Source organism: Aliiroseovarius sp. F47248L (assembly GCF_023016085.1).
Classification (GTDB): domain Bacteria; phylum Pseudomonadota; class Alphaproteobacteria; order Rhodobacterales; family Rhodobacteraceae; genus Aliiroseovarius.
Window position 1 is genome coordinate 2,138,016 of record NZ_JALKBF010000001.1, and the last position, 18,604, is coordinate 2,156,619.

An 18,604-nucleotide genomic window follows, 5' to 3' on the forward strand; every position below is an offset into this window, starting at 1 on the left:
CACGACAGGATACCTCATGCGTAAAATCATTTATGATGTTGCCGTCAGCCTTGACGGTTTTATTGCAGCCCCCGGCGGAGATGCTTCGGCCTTCCCCGGCGAAGGCGATCACATTGCCCCCTACTTTGACAGGCTGGCCGGTTATGGCACCGTGATCATGGGGCGACACACCTATGAATACGGATATGGCTTCGGACTTGAACCCGGTGCACGTGCATATCCTCATATGGATCACCACATCTTTTCAACGTCAATCAATCTGCCCGACAACGCTGACATAACGATCGTGCGGTCTGACTGGCTGTCTTATCTATCCAAACTGCGCAGTGCGACGGGTATGCCGATCTATCTGTGCGGCGGTGGGCAGTTTGCTGGCTGGGTGCTTCAACAGGGATTGATCGACGAACTGATTATTAAGGCGGCGCCGATCACATTGGGCGCGGGCATACCGCTGTTCTCTGACGCGCTTTTAACAACACATTGGCAGACCAAAGCGGTGACACCATATTCCAACGGCGTCACTTTGCTGGAACTCACACGTTAGCCAAGTCGCGCCCACCATCATGCTGCAACGCAGCGCGTGACAAAGGCGGGCGCGCGCCCTATAAGGTTGGCAAATTTCAAAAACCTATCAAAACGGACATACCAAAATGACAACCCTCGTTTTTGGCCACAAATCACCTGACACTGACTCGACCGGCTCGCCCCTGATCTGGTCCTGGTATCTGAACGACGTGAAAGGCGTGGACGCCAAGCCCGTGTTGCTGGGCCAGCCCAACACCGAAGCCGCCTTCATGCTGAAGCGTTGGGGCTTTGATATGCTCGACATCATCGAGAACGTGGACGACGACCAGCCCTGTGTCGTCGTCGACACCAACAACCCCGCCGAACTGCCCGCCAATATCAACGGGGCCGACGTGCAGGCAATCATCGACCACCACAAGCTGGTGGGTGGTCTGGAAACCAAAGGCCCGATCGACATCACCATCCGCCCCTTGGCCTGCACCGCCACCATCATGTACGACCTGATGGGCGACGACGCCGCCAAGATGCCCAAGGCGATCAAAGGCGCTGCCCTGACCTGCATCCTGTCCGACACGCTTGAATTCCGCTCGCCCACCACCACCGACCGCGACCGTGAAGTCGTGGCCGCGCTCGCCGCTGATCTGGGCGTGAACGTATCGGAATACGCTGCCGAGATGTTTGCGGCCAAATCCGATGTATCGGAATTTTCGGACGCCGAACTGATCCGTATGGATTCGAAAGAGTACGAAGTCTCTGGCAAGAAATTCCGCGTGAGCGTCTTGGAAACCACCGCGCCAGACATCCCACTGGACCGCAAGGACAGTCTGATGGAGACCTTCAAAACCGTCGAGGCCGAGGACGGCGTAGATCAGGTGCTGCTGTTCGTCGTGGACATCCTGAAGGAAGAAGCCACGTTGCTCGTCCCCAACGATCTGGTGAAAACTGTGGCCGAGAAAAGCTTCGGTGCGACGGTTGATGGCGACGTGGTTGTCCTGCCGGGGATTATGAGCCGGAAGAAGCAGATTATTCCGAACCTAGCACTTTGAGCTGAGACAGGTCTTGAAACGAGAAAGCCCGCGCGTGTGCGCGGGCTTTTTTCTTTGGCGTTCAGGAAAGGCTTGGACTCGAACCTACAATCTTAAGTCAGTTCAACGTCACCCTTGCGCGCGGCATTGATCGTGGCAATGTTGATCTTTTTCATCTGCATCATTGCGTCAAAAGCCCGTTTCGCTTCTGGGCCTCCGGTCGTCATCGCTTCGGTCAGTGTGCGGGGTGTGATTTGCCAAGAGACCCCCCATTTGTCTTTGCACCAACCGCACATGCTTTCTTCGCCGCCGTTGCTGACGATTGCGTCCCAGTAAGCGTCTATTTCTTCTTGGGTGTCGGTCGTAACTTGAAACGAGAATGCTTCGCTGTGTTTAAAACTAGGGCCTCCGTTGACGCCGATGCACGGAATACCAAACACCGTAAACTCGACCACCAACACCTCGCCTGCTTCACCAGACGGATTGTCGCTTGGCGCAAACTGGGTACTTTCGACAGAGCTACCGGGAAAAATCTCCGCGTAAAAATTGGCAGCAGCTTCTGCGTCCTTGTTAAACATCAGACAGATTCTGTTTCTTGGTATCGTCATGTGAGAGTCCCCATGCCAAAGGCGTTTGTTCCAACCTATCACAAAATCAATAGGTGGCGAACGGCGGCGTAGTCCCACTCTGCCGGCTTTCCCTGCGATCTCCCCCCTAGCCATGCCCCCACTCGCTCTGTCATATCTGCTTTGAGCAAGGAGACCTACTATGACCCGCATCATCGAAAACCTCAGCGAGATTTCCGCCAATTATGACGCCTATTTCGTCGACCTATGGGGCTGCGTGCATGACGGTGTGCACCCTTTCCCAGAAGCAGTTGAGGCGCTGCGCCAAGTCCGCGCAGACGGCGGTTTCGTCGTCCTTGTCACCAATGCACCACGGCACCGGACCTCGGTAGAGGGGCAGTTGGACCAGATCGGCGTGCCGCGCGATTGCTGGGACACGATCGCAACCTCGGGCGACAGCGCGAGGGCGGCGATGTACACGGGCGCAGTGGGCAATAAGGTCTGGTTCATGGGTGAAGCGCACGACCGTTCCTTTTTCGATCCTCTGGCCATTATCGCCGATCCTGTCGACATCGAAGAGGTCGGGTTGAACGAGGCCGAGGGCATCGTTTGCTGTGGCCCATTTGACCCGCATGCCCATCCAGACAAGTTGCGTCCACAACTTCTGCTCGCCAAGCAGAACGGGCTGAAACTGCTGTGCGCCAATCCAGACATCGTGGTGGATCGTGGTGAATCACGCGAATGGTGCGCCGGAGCCGTTGCCCAGCTTTACACCGAGATGGGAGGCGAGAGCCTGTATTTCGGAAAACCCCACCCGCCGATCTATGATCTGGCCCGCCGCCGCATGATTGCTGAAGGACGGTCGGTGGACAATTCGCGCATCCTTGCCATTGGCGACGGCATCCTGACCGATGTGAAGGGTGCGCAGGGCGAAGACATTGATTCTCTGTTCATTACTGGCGGGCTGGCGCGGGACGAAACAAAGACGGATCGACAACCGGACGCCGCTGCGCTTGAGCGGTTTGTTGCGGCAGAAATGGTAACACCGACCTTTGCCATCGGCTATTTGCGCTAGGTTCAGATCGACTTTCTTCTATGCAAACAAGGGCTGAAAGGGCTGCCAGAAGGCGATCCTTGGCTTGCACAGAATAAATTCAGCCTGTCAGATTCAATCGTACCAGGTCACATTTTTCCTTGATTTTCTGCGACTGCAAAGTAATATTATTGCCAATCTAGGCGGTCATTCGTCCTTTTATAACTCGGAGGATCCAGATGTTGGACAATTTCCCGCGCGGCACGATCTGCATTGAAGAGCTGGAAATCGGCATGTCGCGGCATGTCACCAAGGAAGTCACCGACCGGGATATCGAAATGTTCGCCGAGATTTCGACCGACCGGAACCCGGTTCATCTGGACGACGACTATGCCAATGACACGATCTTTGAAGGTCGAATTGCCCACGGTATGCTTACAGCCGGATTGATCTCGGCCGTGATCGGTGAGCAGCTTCCGGGGCATGGCACCATCTACATGGGTCAAAGCCTGACTTTCCTGGCTCCAGTACGCCCCGGCGACACGGTGTGTGCAGAAGTCACGGTGATGGATATCGACCATGCCAAGCGGCGTGTGACGCTGAAGACCGAATGCCTTGTCGACGGCAAGCCGGTGCTGAAAGGCGAAGCCAAAGTTCTGGCACCCTCGGCCAAGTTCGACTGACCCATCCGCCGCAGGAAATCGGATCACCCGGCGCTGCTGGGCTTGCACCCGTTCGCGCGGGGCGATAATGCCAGCACATGCGGATCATTCGAGATTATCAGTTTGTCGAAGAAGAAGATCGCGGCGCCGCGGCCGCGATTGGAAATTTCGACGGCGTCCATCTTGGCCACCAATACGTGATCGACATCGCGCGCGCGCAAGCGAAGACGACAAACACCCCGCTGGGCGTAATGACCTTCGAACCGCACCCGCGCCAGTATTTCGCCCCGAAAAGCCCGCCCTTCCGATTGATGAGCGCAGACGCCCGCGCGCATCGGCTAGAGAAACTGGGAATTGAGCGGCTTTATGAACTCAGCTTCAACGACACGCTTTCGGTGCTGGCTCCCGATGAGTTTGCACAACAAGTGATTGTCGAAGGGCTGGGCCTGAGCCATGTTGTGATTGGCGAAGATTTTCATTTCGGCAAAGGTCGCGCGGGTAAGGCCGCAGACATGGTCACGCTGGGTGATCAACTTGGCTTCGGCGTGACTGTCGCACCCCTGATGTCTGATGACGTCGGCGAAGTCAGCTCAACCGCCATCCGTGATGCGTTGACTAAAGGCCGTCCACGCGATGCCGCCCGCATGTTGGGCCATTGGCATCGGATCGAAGGCGAGGTTATACGCGGCGACCAGCGTGGGCGCGATTTGGGCTATCCGACTGCAAACATATCCATCGCCGGACTGCACCCCCCGAAGTTTGGTGTCTATGTGGTCGAGGTCGACATCCTGACCGGCCCGCATACGGGCAGCTATGGCGGGGCGGCATCCATGGGCACACGTCCGATGTTTGGCGAGAACCGTCCAAATTTGGAAAGCTATATTTTCGACTTCAAGGGCGACATCTATGGCGAGCAGATTTCAGTCGCGCTTGTCGATTATCTGCGCCCCGAACAAGTGTTCGACGGGGTGGACACCCTGATTGCACAGATGGATGCAGATTGCGCCCAAGCGCGCGACATTTTGGCGAAACTATGAGGCCGTAACATGATCCGCCACATCGTCTTTTTCACTGCAAAACGCCCCGAAGATCGCGACACCATTCGCGCAGGATTGGAACTGCTGAAGGACATCCCCCACAGCCTGCGACTTGAGGTTGCCGAGAATTTCGCAACCGACCCGATCCCCGGCCCATCGCCCGACGTCGTTGTCTATGGTGAGTTCGCGGATGAGGAGCAACTTTCGGCCTATAAGGCGCATCCGCTGTATCAACAATCCATCTCCCGCGTGCGACCCCTGCGCGAGCTGCGCATCGCTGCGGATTTTACTGCAGACCGATGACCAAAAGTTTGCGCAATAAATTTTGGGAGCGTCCGCTGGACAGCTTGACTGGGCCGGAATGGGAAGCCCTGTGCGACGGTTGTGGTAAGTGTTGCCTGAACAAGCTGGAAGATGAAGACACTGGCGACGTAGTGTTCACGCGCGTGGCTTGCCGATTGCTGGACGGCGATACCTGCCGATGCTCGCAATATGATATCCGTTTGAATTTTGTGCCGGAATGTATCGTGCTGACGCCCGAAAATATCGGCGAAACTGCCTATTTCATGCCCGCCTCCTGTGCTTATCGCCTGCGGCATGAGGGCAAATCGCTCGATGACTGGCATCCGCTAATCTCGGGCGATCCTGACAGTGTGCACAAGGCGGGACGCAGCGTACAAGGCTGGACGGTGCCTGAATTCGAAGTGCCCGAAGACGAATGGGAAGACCACCTGATCGAGGAGCCACATTGATGTTTTTCGCCTCTGACAATTCAGGCCCAGCCCACCCGAAGGTGATGGAAGCACTGGCCCGCGCAAACGAAAGCTACGCCATGCCCTATGGGGCCGATCCACTGATGAACGAGGTCCGCACGCGTATCCGAGAAATCTTCGAGGCACCAGAAGCCGCCGTTTACCTGGTGGCAACGGGCACTGCGGCGAATTCGATCAGCCTAGCCACCTTGTCGCAGCCGTGGGACACCATTTTTTGCGCGACACAGGCGCATATCCACGAGGATGAATGCAACGCGCCAGAATTTTACACGGGCGGCGCAAAGCTGACGCTGGTTCCATCAGACCATGCAAAGATGACCCCAGCCGCCTTGCGCTGTGCGATTGAGGCCGAAGAAAGCCGCGGCGTACATGGCCCGCAGCGTGGCCCGGTGTCGATCACCAATGTGACAGAACGTGGCACGGTCTATTCTGTGGCCGAACTAACGGCCCTGTGCGACATCGCAAAACAATACAACCTGCCAACCCATCTGGACGGGGCACGCTTTGCCAATGCGCTGGTATCGCTTGGCTGCACCCCGTCCGAGATGACATGGAAGGCCGGGATCGACGCTGTCAGCTTCGGAGGCACCAAAAACGGCTGTATGGGTGTCGAGGCGGTGATCTTCTTTGACCCGAAACACGCATGGGAGTTCGAATTGCGGCGCAAGCGCGGGGCGCATCTGTTTTCCAAGCACCGCTATCTGTCTGCCCAAATGCTGGCCTATCTGACCGACGATCTTTGGCTGGACTGTGCCCGGCAATCGAACGCCGCAAACATACACTTGGTGCGCGGGCTGAAACAGATCGACGGGGTGACCTTCCTGCATGATCCTGACGCCAACATGACCTTCGCGGGCTGGTCCCGTGCCGGACACAAGCGACTGCATGATGCCGGCGCGGCCTATTACATTTGGGAGGGGTCGCTGGACGGCGCCAATCCTGACGAGGTATTGACCGCGCGCATGGTTGCAGACTGGTCAATGAACGACGCCAATATCGACAGATTTCTTGAATTGGTGCGCGGCTAAGGTGCGATCGGCGCTTGACGTGACAGAAACTCCGAAATCGCATCGCCGACTTCTTTGGGATGGGTGATCGGGGCCATGTGCCCTGCCCCTTCAAACACACGTCGCTGTACATTGGGCATGCGGGACACCAGCACATCATTGACCGCCCCCACCAAGGCAGGTGATCGCGACCCCTCCATCAACAGAACCGGAACTGTCAACCGTTCCAAAGCATCCGGCGCAGCCTGGCCATGGATATCGTCATAAATCACACTGGTTCCGGCGGGGATCAAATGGATTCTTTTTGCCATATCTTCGCGTAGGGACATGGGCAGTGCCTGCCATGCCGCATCCCGGCCCCAAAGCACATTGAACAGGCGTGCGGCCTCCATCCGGTCACCCGCGCGCATGGCGTCGGCAAAGGGGCCGTCCATATAGGCTTTGTTTTCGGCAAAAGCCGGATGCTTCTTGGCGGCGGCAAACAGGACGGGTTCGAACAGTGTCAGGCTGCGCACTCGGCCCGGATGGCGTTGCGCCAATCGCAGCGCAATGGTGCCCCCGAAACTGTGCCCGATCAGATCAATGGGACCAGAAGTTTCCTGGTCCATCAATGCCTCGGCAATCTGGACCGCTTGATCCTGAAAATCGCCTTTCTTGTCCCAATCTGCACTGCGGCCATGGCCTGGCAAATCAAATGCCACCATGGTCAGCGTGTCGGAAAGTCGCCTTTCAAGCCCACGCCAAGCACCGGAATGCGCGAGCGAGCAATGCACCATCAGTGCAGCCCGCGGACCCTCGCCAGAGCGGTGCCAGTAAGTCTCGCGCGCCCCGAACGTCTGAAGGGTCATCCTTTTTTCGCACCCAAATGGGTATCCAGTGCATGCAGTCTATCCTGACCCCAGAACTTCTCTCCGTCGTTGCAGACATAAAAAGGTGAGCCGAACACACCAGAACTGACCGCATCTTCAAGGTTGCGGCCATAGGCTTCTGCCCCGGCCAGAAGGCCGCTGTCGGCTAGGCTTGGATCGTATCCAGCGTCTGACAGGCAAGCTTTAATCACATCATCCTGTGCCATGTCTTTTTCTTCCGCCCAGCAGGCGCGCATGATCCCGTGAACCAGCGCCCCAAGATCACCGCCGCCGGCCGATTGTGCGGCGATGATTGCATAGGACGCAGGGGCACCATTAGTGGGCCAATGCGCGGGCGTGTGGTTCATGGGCATATCGAGGGCCTTGGACCAGCGCTTCAGCTCTTGCATCCGATATTCCATCCGCGACGGATGACGGTCCTTGGGCGGGGTGCCCCCCGTGCGACCAAACAACTGCCCGATATCGACGGGCTTGTAAGTGATCTGCGCCCCATGTCGCGCCGCGATGTCTTCCAGCCGCGACCCGGCCAGATAGGCCCATGGTGACAACACCGTGAAATAATAGTCGATCTGTGTCATTTTTCCGGCCCTTGTTGCCCCATTACTGTTCCAAGGAATCTATCCCGATGTTAAGGGGTGTCAACGTCACGATTCTGTCACACAGACCACGCCGGGAACCGCTGCCATGCCATCCATTACTGAACCGAAACTTATCTCAGGCAATGCCAATCGGCCCCTTGCCGAAGCCGTTGCCAAACGCATGTCGATGCATCGCGGCTCGTCCGTCGGGTTGGTTGACGCCCGCGTGGAACGTTTCAACGATCAGGAAGTGTTTGTCGAAATCTACGAGAACGTCCGCGGCGAGGACATGTTTATCATCCAGCCCACCTCCAACCCTGCCAATGACAACCTGATGGAGCTTCTGATTATTTCGGACACGCTGCGCCGGTCGTCGGCTTCGCGTGTCACCGCTGTAATCCCCTATTTTGGATATGCCCGGCAGGATCGCCGCACCAAGGCACGCACGCCGATTTCAGCTAAACTGGTCGCCAACCTGATCGCCCAGTCGGGGATCGAGCGGGTTTTGACCATGGACCTGCACGCGGCACAGATCCAAGGCTTCTTCGACATTCCGGTGGACAACCTTTATGCCAGCCCGATCTTCGCGCTGGATGTGAAGCACCACTTCAAGGACTGCATGGACGAGGTCATGGTGATCTCACCAGACGTAGGCGGCGTTGCCCGTGCCCGCGAGCTTGCCAAACGTATCAACGCCCCGCTGGCCATCGTCGACAAGCGCCGCGAAAAAGCTGGTGAAATCGCCGAGATGACCGTGATCGGCAATGTCGAAGGCAAACGCTGCATCATCATCGACGACATTTGCGACACGGCAGGAACGCTGTGCAAGGCGGCTGAAGTTCTGATGGAAAACGGTGCGCAAGAGGTTCACGCCTATATCACCCACGGTGTCATGTCTGGCCCAGCGGTCGAACGGGTGTCGAAATCCGTTATGAAGTCGCTTGTCATCACGGATTCGATCCAACCAACCGATCCAGTGAAAAACGCCCCCAACATTCGCATCGTGCCCACCGCACCAATGTTTGCGCAGGCTATTCTGAACATTTGGGGCGGCACATCGGTATCTTCGCTGTTTGACCATGACACGCTAGAACCGCTTTACGAAGGTATGTATTCCTGAGGGCTACATAGATCTTTAAAGTTTCAAGGGCCCCGCGGGGCCCTTTTTAATGCCAGATATGACAGATCAAACATCCCAGTCTTCGTCGTTGGACACTTCACCCATCGCTATCCAATCGACCCGCATCCGCGCCACGCGTGTATCGCCCCAGGTACGAAAAATGATCTGAAACCCCGTTTCCGTGATTGCAGCCGCTGAGATGTCAGCCCGCGCGTTGGTGCGCTTGTCCAGATCCCACATCGACACGCTGACATGTACCGAAGGCGCACTCAGAAACCTGTCCGAGAAACCGACCGGTATCACCAATTGCCGGGCACCGTTTCCAGTCCACATCTCGCCATCATGCTCGAAATCCGAAAACAGTATCGTGCTGCCTTGCTCCACCCCAACCATATGGGTTCTGATCCTGCGCATATCTGACAGCTCCGTTCAAATTCATGTATCACCAGCTGACCTCAAACGCGGTCAGGTGACAAGCCGTGCCTAGCGGCCAAGACGCAAGAAGAACGGGAATAGAACCACCACCAACGCGCCAGAAAACAGGAACGGCGCACCGGGCAGGTAAATCGCCCCTTCCGCATCCGCAAAGTTCTGGAACAACCACGTCACCATCATCGGTCCGATCACTGCCGCGATCGAACCAAGGCTGGCAATAACCCCTTGTAACAACCCTTGGCGATCCTCGGTAACCATGTTGGCCATCATGGCGGTCATGGTGGGTGGCGCCATATCGGCAAGTGCTGCAACTAAGATAGCTGCAAACATGACATAAGCGCTTGCCGTTACCCCGAACACCGCAAAGGCCGCGATGGCACAAATGACCGAAAATATGAGCGTGCGAAACTCGCCCAGACGGGGGATCAACAACCGCATGATGACGCCTTGAGTAAAAGCGACAGCGATCCCATAAGCTGCCAGCGTCAAGCCGATGAGCGCTGTGCTCCACCCAAAAACTTCGCGCGTCCAGAAGGACCAAAGGGTTGGATAAACCATATTGGCAAATTCGAAAAGGAAGATCAGAATAAGCGGCAAACCCAACCCGGGAAGTTTGAACGCATCAAGGATCGAGCCAAAGGGATTCAGATCGCGCCGCCTGAAAGAACGACGTCTTTCAGGGACAAGGCTTTCAGGCAGGACGAACAGCCCCAGAAGGACGTTTAGTCCCGCAAAAGCTGCTGCCAGCCAGAAAGGTGCGGTTAGATGAATGCTGGCGACGAAACCACCGATGGCAGGACCCATCACAAATCCGATGCCAAACGTGGCCCCAATCAATCCGAAATTTGCGGCGCGATCTTCGGGTTTTGATATGTCAGCCAAATAGGCTGTCGCCGTGATATAGGTGGCCCCCGCGATCCCAGCCAAAACTCGCCCGATCAAGAGCCACCAAAAGGTCGTGGCCAAGGCCATGACGATGTAATCAATCGTCAAGGCTACCAACGCCAGAAGCAGCACCGGTCGACGGCCTAGACTGTCCGATATGCCGCCGATTACCGGAGCACACAGGAATTGCATTGCAGCATAGGACGCCATCAGAATCCCGCCCCAAAACGCACCGTCAGCGGTGTTGCTGGCGCCCACGCGCTGCATCAGGTCCGGCATTATTGGAAATACGATGCCAATGCCCACCGCATCCAGCAGGATGGTTGCCAGAATGAACCAGATGGCCGATCTGTTGGATGTGTGGCCGCTTGCAGTCATGCGGATATCAGTGCCGCGTTTGATCGCTGGGCGCAAACGTAAAAAAGCCCCGCCTTCGAGGCGGGGCTTTGGGGTCTTTTCAGATGGGTCGAGGTCAGACTTTGACCGTCAATCCCAATTCGTTGGCCATGGCAGCAATATCCACTGTGCGCTTGGCCAGTTCGTCCAGATTTTCGGTGGTCGCGTTTTCCGACGCGGCAGCGGCGTCAGACACGAACCCATCCAGCAGCTCTTGCGTCATTTCCGACACCGGAACAGCGCGTTCGGCCAAAACCGAGGTGCCGGTTGCGGTAACTTCAGCAAAGCCCCCGGTGACGGCATACTCGGCATTGCCTTCGGGCGCTTCGACGCGAACGATACCGGGGCGCAACGTCGTGATCGTCGGTGCGTGGTTCGGCATCGCCGTCATGTCGCCATCGACACCCGGTAGTTGGATCGCCGTCGCCTGAAGCGAAGCGAGTCTTCGTTCGGGCGACACCAGATCGAATTGCATCGTATCAGCCATTAGAGGGCCTCCTTAAGCGGCGTCTGCCGCCATTTTTTCGGCTTTCGCGATCACTTCGTCGATGCCGCCAACCATGTAGAAGGCGCCTTCGGGCAGGTGATCGTATTCGCCGGCCACAACGGCTTTGAACGACGCAATAGTGTCTTCCAGCGGAACCTGAACACCGTCAGAGCCGGTGAACACTTTTGCAACGTCGAAAGGCTGCGACAGGAAGCGCTCGATTTTCCGGGCACGGGCAACGGTCAGTTTGTCTTCTTCCGACAGTTCGTCCATGCCGAGAATGGCGATAATGTCCTGCAGCGACTTGTAACGCTGAAGCACCTGCTGAACGTCGGTGGCAACTTTGTAGTGCTCTTCACCGATGATCAGCGGGTCCAGCAGACGCGAGGTCGAACCAAGCGGGTCCACAGCAGGGTAGATACCTTTTTCCGAGATCGCACGATCCAGAACCGTCGTTGCGTCAAGGTGAGCAAACGAGGTTGCGGGCGCAGGGTCGGTCAAGTCATCCGCTGGAACATACACGGCCTGAACCGATGTAATGGACCCCGATTTGGTCGACGAGATACGTTCCTGCATCGCACCCATGTCAGTGGCCAGCGTGGGCTGGTAGCCAACAGCCGAAGGAATACGGCCTAGAAGTGCCGAAACTTCCGAACCAGCTTGGGTAAAGCGGAAGATGTTGTCGACGAAGAACAGAACATCCGAACCCGTGTCATCGCGGAACTGTTCCGCCAGCGTCAGACCCGACAGAGCCACACGCATACGTGCTCCGGGAGGTTCGTTCATCTGGCCGTAAACCAGCGCAATTTTCGATTTTTCCAGATCGTCGGGAACGATAACGCCCGATTCAATCATCTCGTGATACAGGTCGTTGCCTTCACGGGTCCGTTCGCCAACACCCGCGAACACGGACACACCCGAGTGCACCTTCGCGATGTTGTTGATCAATTCCATGATCAGAACGGTCTTACCAACGCCGGCACCGCCGAACAGACCAATTTTACCACCCTTGGTGTAGGGGGCCAGCAAGTCGATGACCTTGATGCCGGTGGTCAGAATTTCGGTTTCCGTCGACTGTTCGTCAAACGCAGGGGCATCGCCGTGGATCGGGCGGCTGTCTTTCGACTTCACGGGGCCTTTTTCGTCAACGGGTTCGCCGATGACGTTCAAGATGCGGCCCAGAGTGGCGTTGCCGACAGGCACCGAGATCGGCGCGCCGGTGTCAGTCACCTCTTGACCACGCACCAGACCTTCGGATGCGTCCATAGCGATACAGCGCACGGTGTTTTCACCCAAGTGCTGTGCCACTTCCAAAACAAGTTTGTTGCCGTTGTTGTCCGTGGTCAGGGCGTTCAGAATGGCCGGAAGGTCATCCCCGAACTGAACGTCCACAACGGCGCCAATCACCTGCGTGATCTTACCTTTAGCGTTAGCCATTGTTGTTTCTCCGGTTTCTTAGAGCGCCTCGGCGCCCGAAATAATTTCGATAAGCTCGTTGGTGATCACAGCCTGACGCGAGCGGTTGTATTGAATGGTCAGTTTCTCGATCATCTCGCCAGCGTTGCGGGTTGCGTTGTCCATTGCGGCCATCCGCGCACCCTGCTCAGAAGCAGCGTTTTCCAAAAGCGCCGAGAAGACCTGAGTGGCAACACCAGACGGCAGCAGCGTCTTCAGAATACTTTCTTCCGACGGTTCGTAATCGTAAACTGTCGATGCCTCCGCACCCTCTTCCGGGGCTTCAAAACTGGCCGGGATGACCTGTTTCGCGGTTGGAACCTGCGTGATTACGCTTTCGAACGTGTTGTAGAATATCGTCGCCACATCGAACTCATCCTCGTTGAAGCGATGGATCAGGTCGTTTGCGACAGCCTGCGCGTTGTCATAACCGACATTGCGCACGCCCGACAGATCCACATGACCGATCATGTGATCGCCATATTCACGCTTCAGCTGTTCGCGGCCCTTCTTGCCGACGGTCAGAATCTTCACCGTCTTGCCATGCGCCAGCAGGTCTTCTGCTTTGGCACGTGCCATTTTCACGATCGACGAGTTGAAGCCACCGCACAACCCGCGTTCAGCCGTCATGACCACCAGAAGGTGGACCTGATCGGAACCCGAACCGGCCAGCAGTTTGGGCGCACTGTCCCCACCCGTTGATGCCGCAGCCAACCCGCCCAGAACGGCATTGAACCGCTCTGCATAGGGTCGACCGCTTTCAGCCGCGTCTTGTGCCCGCCGCAGTTTTGCGGCGGCCACCATCTGCATGGCCTTCGTGATCTTCCGAGTGTTCTTGACACTCTCGATCCGATTTTTGAGATCCTTAAGGTTGGGCATCGTTCAACGCCCCCTTAAGCGAAGTCAGCGGCGAAGGCGTCCAGCGCAGCTTTGACTTTGTCCTCAAGCTCACCTTTGACCTTGCGGTCATTATTGGTGATATCAGCCAACAGATCGGCATGGTTCTGACGCAGATGGTTCAACAGACCAGCTTCAAAGCGGCCAACTTCACTCACGTCGATCTTGTCGAGGTAGCCGTTCGTGCCTGCATAGATCACGCAAACGATTTCAGCGTTGGTCAGCGGCGAATACTGCGGCTGTTTCATCAGCTCAGTCAGACGTGCACCACGGTTCAGAAGCTGCTGCGTGGCTGCGTCCAGGTCGGACCCGAACTGCGCAAACGCTGCCATCTCACGATACTGGGCCAGCGACAGTTTCACTGGACCGGCGACCGACGACATTGCCTTGGTTTGCGCCGACGAGCCAACACGCGACACCGACAGACCGGTGTTCACAGCCGGGCGAATACCCTGATAGAACAGTTCGGTTTCCAGGAAGATCTGACCGTCGGTGATCGAGATCACGTTGGTCGGAATAAACGCGGACACGTCGCCACCTTGGGTTTCAATCACGGGCAGCGCGGTCAACGAACCGGAGCCGTAATCTTCGTTCAGCTTGGCCGAACGCTCCAACAGGCGCGAGTGAAGATAGAAAACGTCACCCGGATAGGCTTCACGGCCCGGCGGACGGCGCAGCAGCAGCGACATCTGACGATAGGACACAGCCTGCTTCGACAAGTCATCATAAATGATCAGGGCGTGACGTCCGTTGTCGCGAAAGTGTTCCGCCATAGCGGTCGCGGCATAGGGTGCCAGGAACTGCATGGGCGCAGGGTCGGATGCGGTAGCAGCCACAACGATCGAATAGTCAATCGCGCCGCTTTCTTCCAGCTTCTTCACCAGCTGCGCAACGGTCGAACGTTTTTGACCGATCGCAACATAGACGCAGTAGAGCTTCTTGCCTTCGTCATCGCCCGCCGCGTCGTTATACGACTTCTGGTTCAGGATCGCGTCCAGTGCCACGGCGGTCTTACCGGTTTGGCGGTCGCCAATGATCAGCTCACGCTGGCCACGGCCAATCGGGATCATCGCGTCAACCGATTTCAGACCGGTTGCCATCGGCTCGTGTACCGATTTACGCGGGATGATGCCCGGCGCCTTCACGTCGGCCACGCCGCGCTTCTTTGCGTTGATCGGACCTTTGCCGTCGATCGGGTTGCCCAGACCGTCAACAACACGACCCAGAAGCTCGTCACCGATTGGCACGTCCACGATCGAGTTCGTGCGCTTGACGGTGTCGCCCTCTTTAATGTCGCGGTCCGAACCGAAGATAACAACACCAACGTTGTCGGCTTCAAGGTTCAGGGCCATTCCGCGGATACCACCGGGGAATTCGACCATTTCACCAGCCTGGACTTTATCAAGACCATACACGCGGGCGATACCATCACCGACCGAAAGCACACGGCCAACTTCGGCCACTTCGGCGTCTTGGCCAAAGTTCTTGATCTGGTCCTTCAGGATCGCAGAAATTTCTGCTGCTTGGATACCCATTATCCGACCTCTTTCATGGAATTCTGAAGTGCGTTGAGCTTCGCACGGATCGACGTGTCGATCATGCGCGAGCCCACTTGGACGACAAGACCACCGATGAGGGATTCATCGACGGCCAGATTGATGTTCACATCCTTGCCGATTGTGGCTTTCAAAGCCTTGGCAAGTTTGTCTTGTTGCGCCTTCGTCATAGATTTGGCGGCGGTCACCTGTGCGGTCACCTCGCCTTTATCCTCAGCAATCAACTCGCGCAGGGCGGCCACGAACTGAGGCAACACAAACAGACGCCGTTTTTGGGACATCAGCCCCAGCGTGTTTGCGATCATCGACGAAAGTTTCATTTTTTTGGCGATGGCAGTGATCGAAGCACCCTGCTCGTCCCGGCTGTAAATCGGGGAGCTGATCAGGTTGCGAAAATCTTCGCTATCGGCGAGAGCAGCGTCAATGGCGTCAATATCCGCCTCGACTGCTTTCAGGTTCTTGCCTTCTTTGGCCAGGTCAAAGACGGCAGTGGCATAACGCTGGGCAATGCCGGTTGAGATCGCGACTGGTTCGGACACGTCCACCCTTCCGATGTCTTTAGCCCCATTGTGATCTGCCGGTCAGCAAATCGGGGCGGCCTACAGATGCCGCATGTTCTAGCGTGTCATCTAAATCGACGATGCATGTAGCAGGGATATGCTCACCTCGCAACAGGCTTACAGGAGTTTAACGCCAACATATTCGCCCCGTTTGACCAATCCAGCGAACTTATTTCTGCCAGACCCTTTCACCTAAGGGAAAAAAGGCGTTGCTGGATGTAATCACTACGACCTATTTTCTGAATACTCTTGTATACTGAGGGGTGTGATTCCGGCACCACCCATATCACAATAAGTGATTGAGGACGTGTTTGGGGGCAAATGCAATTGATTCTGCCACCGCGAAAAGAGCTAACTCGACTTATGTCCTACCACACGCGAGGCGCTGGGTTCCGGCACGCCAAGACCTTCAAGCACCTTCAAAGGTCGCTTAACAGCTTGCGCCAGTCCCGGACGTTTTGGGGCAGGAATTTGCTTGGATACCTCGACCATCAGGACACCACCCGCCAGAACCAACGGCAGTTGCAGACCCGCCCGTTCCCAAAAATTTCCGGTTTTGAGCCAGAAGCGTTTCGATGATGGCGGCTGATACAAAGCGGACAAGTGACGTTCGACACGAAACCCGTGTTCTTCCAGTTGGGCCTCAAGCTGACCAAGCGAATAGGGCCGGCCGTAGCCAAATGGTGTAGCATCCGACCGCGCCCACAGGCCGGCGCGGTTGGGCGTGATGAACAACGCCCGTCCACCGGGTCCAAGGACGCGATTGGCTTCGTCCAAAAGGAAGCTCGGTGTCTCTGAGGTTTCCAAACCGTGCATCACGACCAGCCTGTCGACAACGCCCGTGTCCAATGGCCACATCGTATCTTCAACCAACACCGAGACATTCAGCATCCCCGCTGGCCAAGGCATGACCCCTTGCGGAGCGGGCATCAGACCCATCACCCTTCGTGCAGATGATAGATAGGGGCGCAACAACGGCACAGCAAAACCGAAGCCAGCCACGGTCTGCCCTTTGGCCTTCGACGCAGGCCACAAGGACGTTACTTTGTCACGGATGGCCTTTTGCGCCGCACGCCCCAGCATGCTGCGGTAGTAGAAATTGCGAAGATCTTGCACATCAAGATGCATGACGCCGTTTGTCACCTGCCCGTTTTTACTGCGCCAAGATTAACGGATCACTCGTAAAAAGAAATGCACCGCCGTCTGGATCATAAAAAAAGATCGTTCAATCTTCTATTTGGCGCATCACCAGCGCCAGATTGTTCGCAGGCATCTCGATCAACGCGACGTGTGACAGACCAGCCTCGACCGCCCAGGCTTCGATCGCCTCTATATCCTTGTAACCAATGGCAGAATTGTGTTCAGTCAGCACAGAGTGAAATGCTTGATCACTTTCGGAACGGAACAAACCTTGTGTACGGAAGGGACCATACAGAAACCAGTGTCCGCCGGGCGAAAGGTTGCGCGCAACCCCCTTGACCACAGCCTGTGCAGCAGCGGGGTCGATCAGATGCATAAGATTTACTGTTACGGCCATCGCGAACGGACCGGTACGCCAACTTGGGGCTGTCGCATCCAAAACCTGCGCAACCCGCATATTCATGATCCCTTTGCGGGCACGCCAAGCATCAATGCTGATCAGACGTTCGGCATCAATATCGGTGGGTTGCCAGATTGTATCGGGAAACGCTTCGGCAAAAGCGACGGCATGTTCGCCCGTTCCTGATGCAATTTCCAACGCGACACCATTGGAGGGAACATAAGGGCCGATGGCCTCAAGAATAGGTACGATATTGCGCGCAGCAGATGGCGCAGACAACCGTCCGTCACAGCGCGACTGCGCGATCGAATGTGGCTTTTCACCTGCCATCGAACCTCCCAGTATAAGCGTAGTATTGAGCCTTCCACGTCTTTCGGCAAGAGTAGAGATGCACACAGGAGAAACACATGCTGACACTGGTCACGATACCCTGCCTTTCAGACAATTATGCATTCCTGCTGCATGACGAGGCATCTGGCGAAACCGCACTGATCGACGCGCCCGAAGCTGCACCGATCATCGCCGAACTTAGGGCGCGCGAATGGTCCTTGTCTCAGATCTGGCTGACCCACCATCACTGGGATCATGTTGAAGGGGTTGGCGATCTTGTGAAAGCTACAGGCGCCAAACTTGTGGGAGCAGCGGCAGATGTTCACCGTTTGCCTAAATTGGACCGTACCTATGCCGATGGTGACTCGTTTCAGTTTGCCGGGCATGATGTTCACGTGATGGATGTTTCGGGGCACACCATTGGCCACATTGCCTTTCATGTCCCAGATGCCGGAACTGTGTTTACCGGCGACAGTCTGATGGCATTGGGATGTGGTCGCTTGTTTGAAGGAGCCCCCGACCAAATGTGGAACAGCCTGACGCGCCTTTCAGCGCTGCCATCTGACACCCTAATCTGCTCGGGTCATGAATACACGGCGTCCAATGCAGCTTTTGCCACCACGATAGAATCGAACAACAAAGCCCTTAAAAAACGCATTGATGACATCACCGACCTACGGGCAGCCGGTCAACCGACCGTGCCTTCCCGCCTGTCCGACGAACTTGAAACCAACCCATTTTTACGCGCCCACTTGCCAGAGGTAAAAGCCGCCCTACATATGAATGCCGCCCGCGACGTCGAGGTGTTCGCCGAAATCCGGCGTCGAAAAGACAGTTTCTAACCATGAATTTCAGCCGATCACGCCTC

The 18,604-nt window shown here is 56.5% G+C and carries 22 protein-coding genes; 10 read left to right on the top strand and 12 right to left on the bottom strand.

Going from position 1 to position 18,604, the window contains the following annotated elements; all coding sequences use genetic code 11:
• Nucleotides 1-16: 16 nt before the first annotated feature.
• Both MWU51_RS10610 and MWU51_RS10615 read left to right on the top strand, forming a co-directional pair.
• Entirely contained in the window at nt 17-544 is a 528-nt protein-coding gene (locus MWU51_RS10610; RefSeq protein ID WP_247037055.1) for a dihydrofolate reductase family protein, read from the top strand.
• A gap of 106 nt (nt 545-650) precedes the next feature.
• Complete coding sequence (locus MWU51_RS10615) at nt 651-1,571, top strand: manganese-dependent inorganic pyrophosphatase (RefSeq protein WP_247037057.1); 921 nt, start codon at nt 651-653, stop codon at nt 1,569-1,571.
• A gap of 92 nt (nt 1,572-1,663) precedes the next feature.
• Here the strand turns inward: MWU51_RS10615 and MWU51_RS10620 are convergent, their stop codons facing one another.
• A complete protein-coding gene (locus MWU51_RS10620; RefSeq protein ID WP_247038816.1) occupies nt 1,664-2,158 on the bottom strand; it encodes a VOC family protein in 495 nt (164 codons plus the stop codon).
• 160 nt (nt 2,159-2,318) lie between these two features.
• Here MWU51_RS10620 and MWU51_RS10625 point away from each other — a divergent pair, with 160 nt between their 5' ends.
• The 6 genes from MWU51_RS10625 (at nt 2,319) to MWU51_RS10650 (ending at nt 6,649) form a co-directional block, all read left to right on the top strand.
• Entirely contained in the window at nt 2,319-3,191 is an 873-nt protein-coding gene (locus MWU51_RS10625) for a TIGR01459 family HAD-type hydrolase (protein WP_247037059.1), read from the top strand.
• A gap of 197 nt (nt 3,192-3,388) precedes the next feature.
• The gene (locus MWU51_RS10630; RefSeq protein WP_247037061.1) at nt 3,389-3,832 is read left to right on the top strand and encodes a MaoC family dehydratase; all 444 of its coding nucleotides are present in this window, start codon (nt 3,389-3,391) and stop codon (nt 3,830-3,832) included.
• A 77-nt stretch (nt 3,833-3,909) separates the two neighbouring features.
• A complete protein-coding gene (locus tag MWU51_RS10635) occupies nt 3,910-4,848 on the top strand; it encodes a bifunctional riboflavin kinase/FAD synthetase (RefSeq protein ID WP_247037063.1) in 939 nt (312 codons plus the stop codon).
• Between the two features lie 9 nt (nt 4,849-4,857).
• Nucleotides 4,858-5,151: a Dabb family protein gene (locus tag MWU51_RS10640; RefSeq protein ID WP_247037064.1), complete on the top strand. Its 294-nt coding sequence runs from the start codon at nt 4,858-4,860 to the stop codon at nt 5,149-5,151.
• A complete protein-coding gene (locus MWU51_RS10645; RefSeq protein WP_247037065.1) occupies nt 5,148-5,600 on the top strand; it encodes a YcgN family cysteine cluster protein in 453 nt (150 codons plus the stop codon). The genes MWU51_RS10640 and MWU51_RS10645 overlap by 4 nt, the downstream gene beginning before the upstream one ends.
• A complete protein-coding gene (locus MWU51_RS10650; RefSeq protein ID WP_247037066.1) occupies nt 5,600-6,649 on the top strand; it encodes a low specificity L-threonine aldolase in 1,050 nt (349 codons plus the stop codon). The genes MWU51_RS10645 and MWU51_RS10650 overlap by 1 nt, the downstream gene beginning before the upstream one ends.
• Here the strand turns inward: MWU51_RS10650 and MWU51_RS10655 are convergent.
• Together MWU51_RS10655 and MWU51_RS10660 are read right to left on the bottom strand one after the other, a co-directional pair.
• Nucleotides 6,646-7,476, bottom strand: coding sequence for an alpha/beta hydrolase (locus tag MWU51_RS10655; protein WP_247037067.1), 831 nt, complete (start codon nt 7,474-7,476; stop codon nt 6,646-6,648). The two genes, MWU51_RS10650 and MWU51_RS10655, sit on opposite strands and share 4 nt — an antisense overlap.
• Entirely contained in the window at nt 7,473-8,075 is a 603-nt protein-coding gene (locus MWU51_RS10660) for a 2-hydroxychromene-2-carboxylate isomerase (protein WP_247037068.1), read from the bottom strand. Before MWU51_RS10660 ends, MWU51_RS10655 begins: the two co-directional genes overlap by 4 nt.
• A 106-nt stretch (nt 8,076-8,181) precedes the next feature.
• On the opposite strand from MWU51_RS10660, the gene MWU51_RS10665 reads away from it, so the two are divergent.
• Nucleotides 8,182-9,195, top strand: a complete 1,014-nt coding sequence (locus MWU51_RS10665; RefSeq protein ID WP_247037069.1) for a ribose-phosphate pyrophosphokinase — start codon at nt 8,182-8,184, stop codon at nt 9,193-9,195.
• Nucleotides 9,196-9,261: 66 nt separating this feature from the next.
• Here the strand turns inward: MWU51_RS10665 and MWU51_RS10670 are convergent, their stop codons facing one another.
• From MWU51_RS10670 to MWU51_RS10710, 9 genes are all read right to left on the bottom strand, one after another.
• On the bottom strand, nt 9,262-9,609 hold the full coding sequence (locus MWU51_RS10670) for an H-type lectin domain-containing protein (RefSeq protein ID WP_247037071.1): 348 nt from the start codon (nt 9,607-9,609) through the stop codon (nt 9,262-9,264).
• Between the two features lie 69 nt (nt 9,610-9,678).
• Complete coding sequence (locus tag MWU51_RS10675) at nt 9,679-10,893, bottom strand: MFS transporter (protein WP_247037072.1); 1,215 nt, start codon at nt 10,891-10,893, stop codon at nt 9,679-9,681.
• A gap of 94 nt (nt 10,894-10,987) precedes the next feature.
• Nucleotides 10,988-11,398, bottom strand: coding sequence for a F0F1 ATP synthase subunit epsilon (locus MWU51_RS10680; protein WP_247037073.1), 411 nt, complete (start codon nt 11,396-11,398; stop codon nt 10,988-10,990).
• A gap of 12 nt (nt 11,399-11,410) precedes the next feature.
• The gene (gene atpD, locus MWU51_RS10685; RefSeq protein WP_247037074.1) at nt 11,411-12,835 is read right to left on the bottom strand and encodes a F0F1 ATP synthase subunit beta; all 1,425 of its coding nucleotides are present in this window, start codon (nt 12,833-12,835) and stop codon (nt 11,411-11,413) included.
• A gap of 18 nt (nt 12,836-12,853) precedes the next feature.
• On the bottom strand, nt 12,854-13,732 hold the full coding sequence (locus MWU51_RS10690) for a F0F1 ATP synthase subunit gamma (RefSeq protein WP_247037075.1): 879 nt from the start codon (nt 13,730-13,732) through the stop codon (nt 12,854-12,856).
• Nucleotides 13,733-13,746: 14 nt separating this feature from the next.
• On the bottom strand, nt 13,747-15,285 hold the full coding sequence (gene atpA, locus MWU51_RS10695; RefSeq protein ID WP_247037076.1) for a F0F1 ATP synthase subunit alpha: 1,539 nt from the start codon (nt 15,283-15,285) through the stop codon (nt 13,747-13,749).
• A complete protein-coding gene (locus tag MWU51_RS10700; protein ID WP_247037077.1) occupies nt 15,285-15,845 on the bottom strand; it encodes a F0F1 ATP synthase subunit delta in 561 nt (186 codons plus the stop codon). The genes atpA and MWU51_RS10700 overlap by 1 nt, the downstream gene beginning before the upstream one ends.
• A 372-nt stretch (nt 15,846-16,217) precedes the next feature.
• Nucleotides 16,218-16,994: a class I SAM-dependent methyltransferase gene (locus MWU51_RS10705; protein WP_247038818.1), complete on the bottom strand. Its 777-nt coding sequence runs from the start codon at nt 16,992-16,994 to the stop codon at nt 16,218-16,220.
• A gap of 97 nt (nt 16,995-17,091) precedes the next feature.
• Nucleotides 17,092-17,736: a DUF938 domain-containing protein gene (locus MWU51_RS10710; RefSeq protein ID WP_247037079.1), complete on the bottom strand. Its 645-nt coding sequence runs from the start codon at nt 17,734-17,736 to the stop codon at nt 17,092-17,094.
• 77 nt (nt 17,737-17,813) lie between these two features.
• Here MWU51_RS10710 and gloB point away from each other — a divergent pair, with 77 nt between their 5' ends.
• Nucleotides 17,814-18,578 carry a hydroxyacylglutathione hydrolase gene (gene gloB, locus MWU51_RS10715; RefSeq protein ID WP_247037081.1) on the top strand — a complete coding sequence of 255 codons (765 nt, stop codon included), beginning with the start codon at nt 17,814-17,816 and terminating at the stop codon, nt 18,576-18,578.
• Nucleotides 18,579-18,604: the final 26 nt, after the last annotated feature.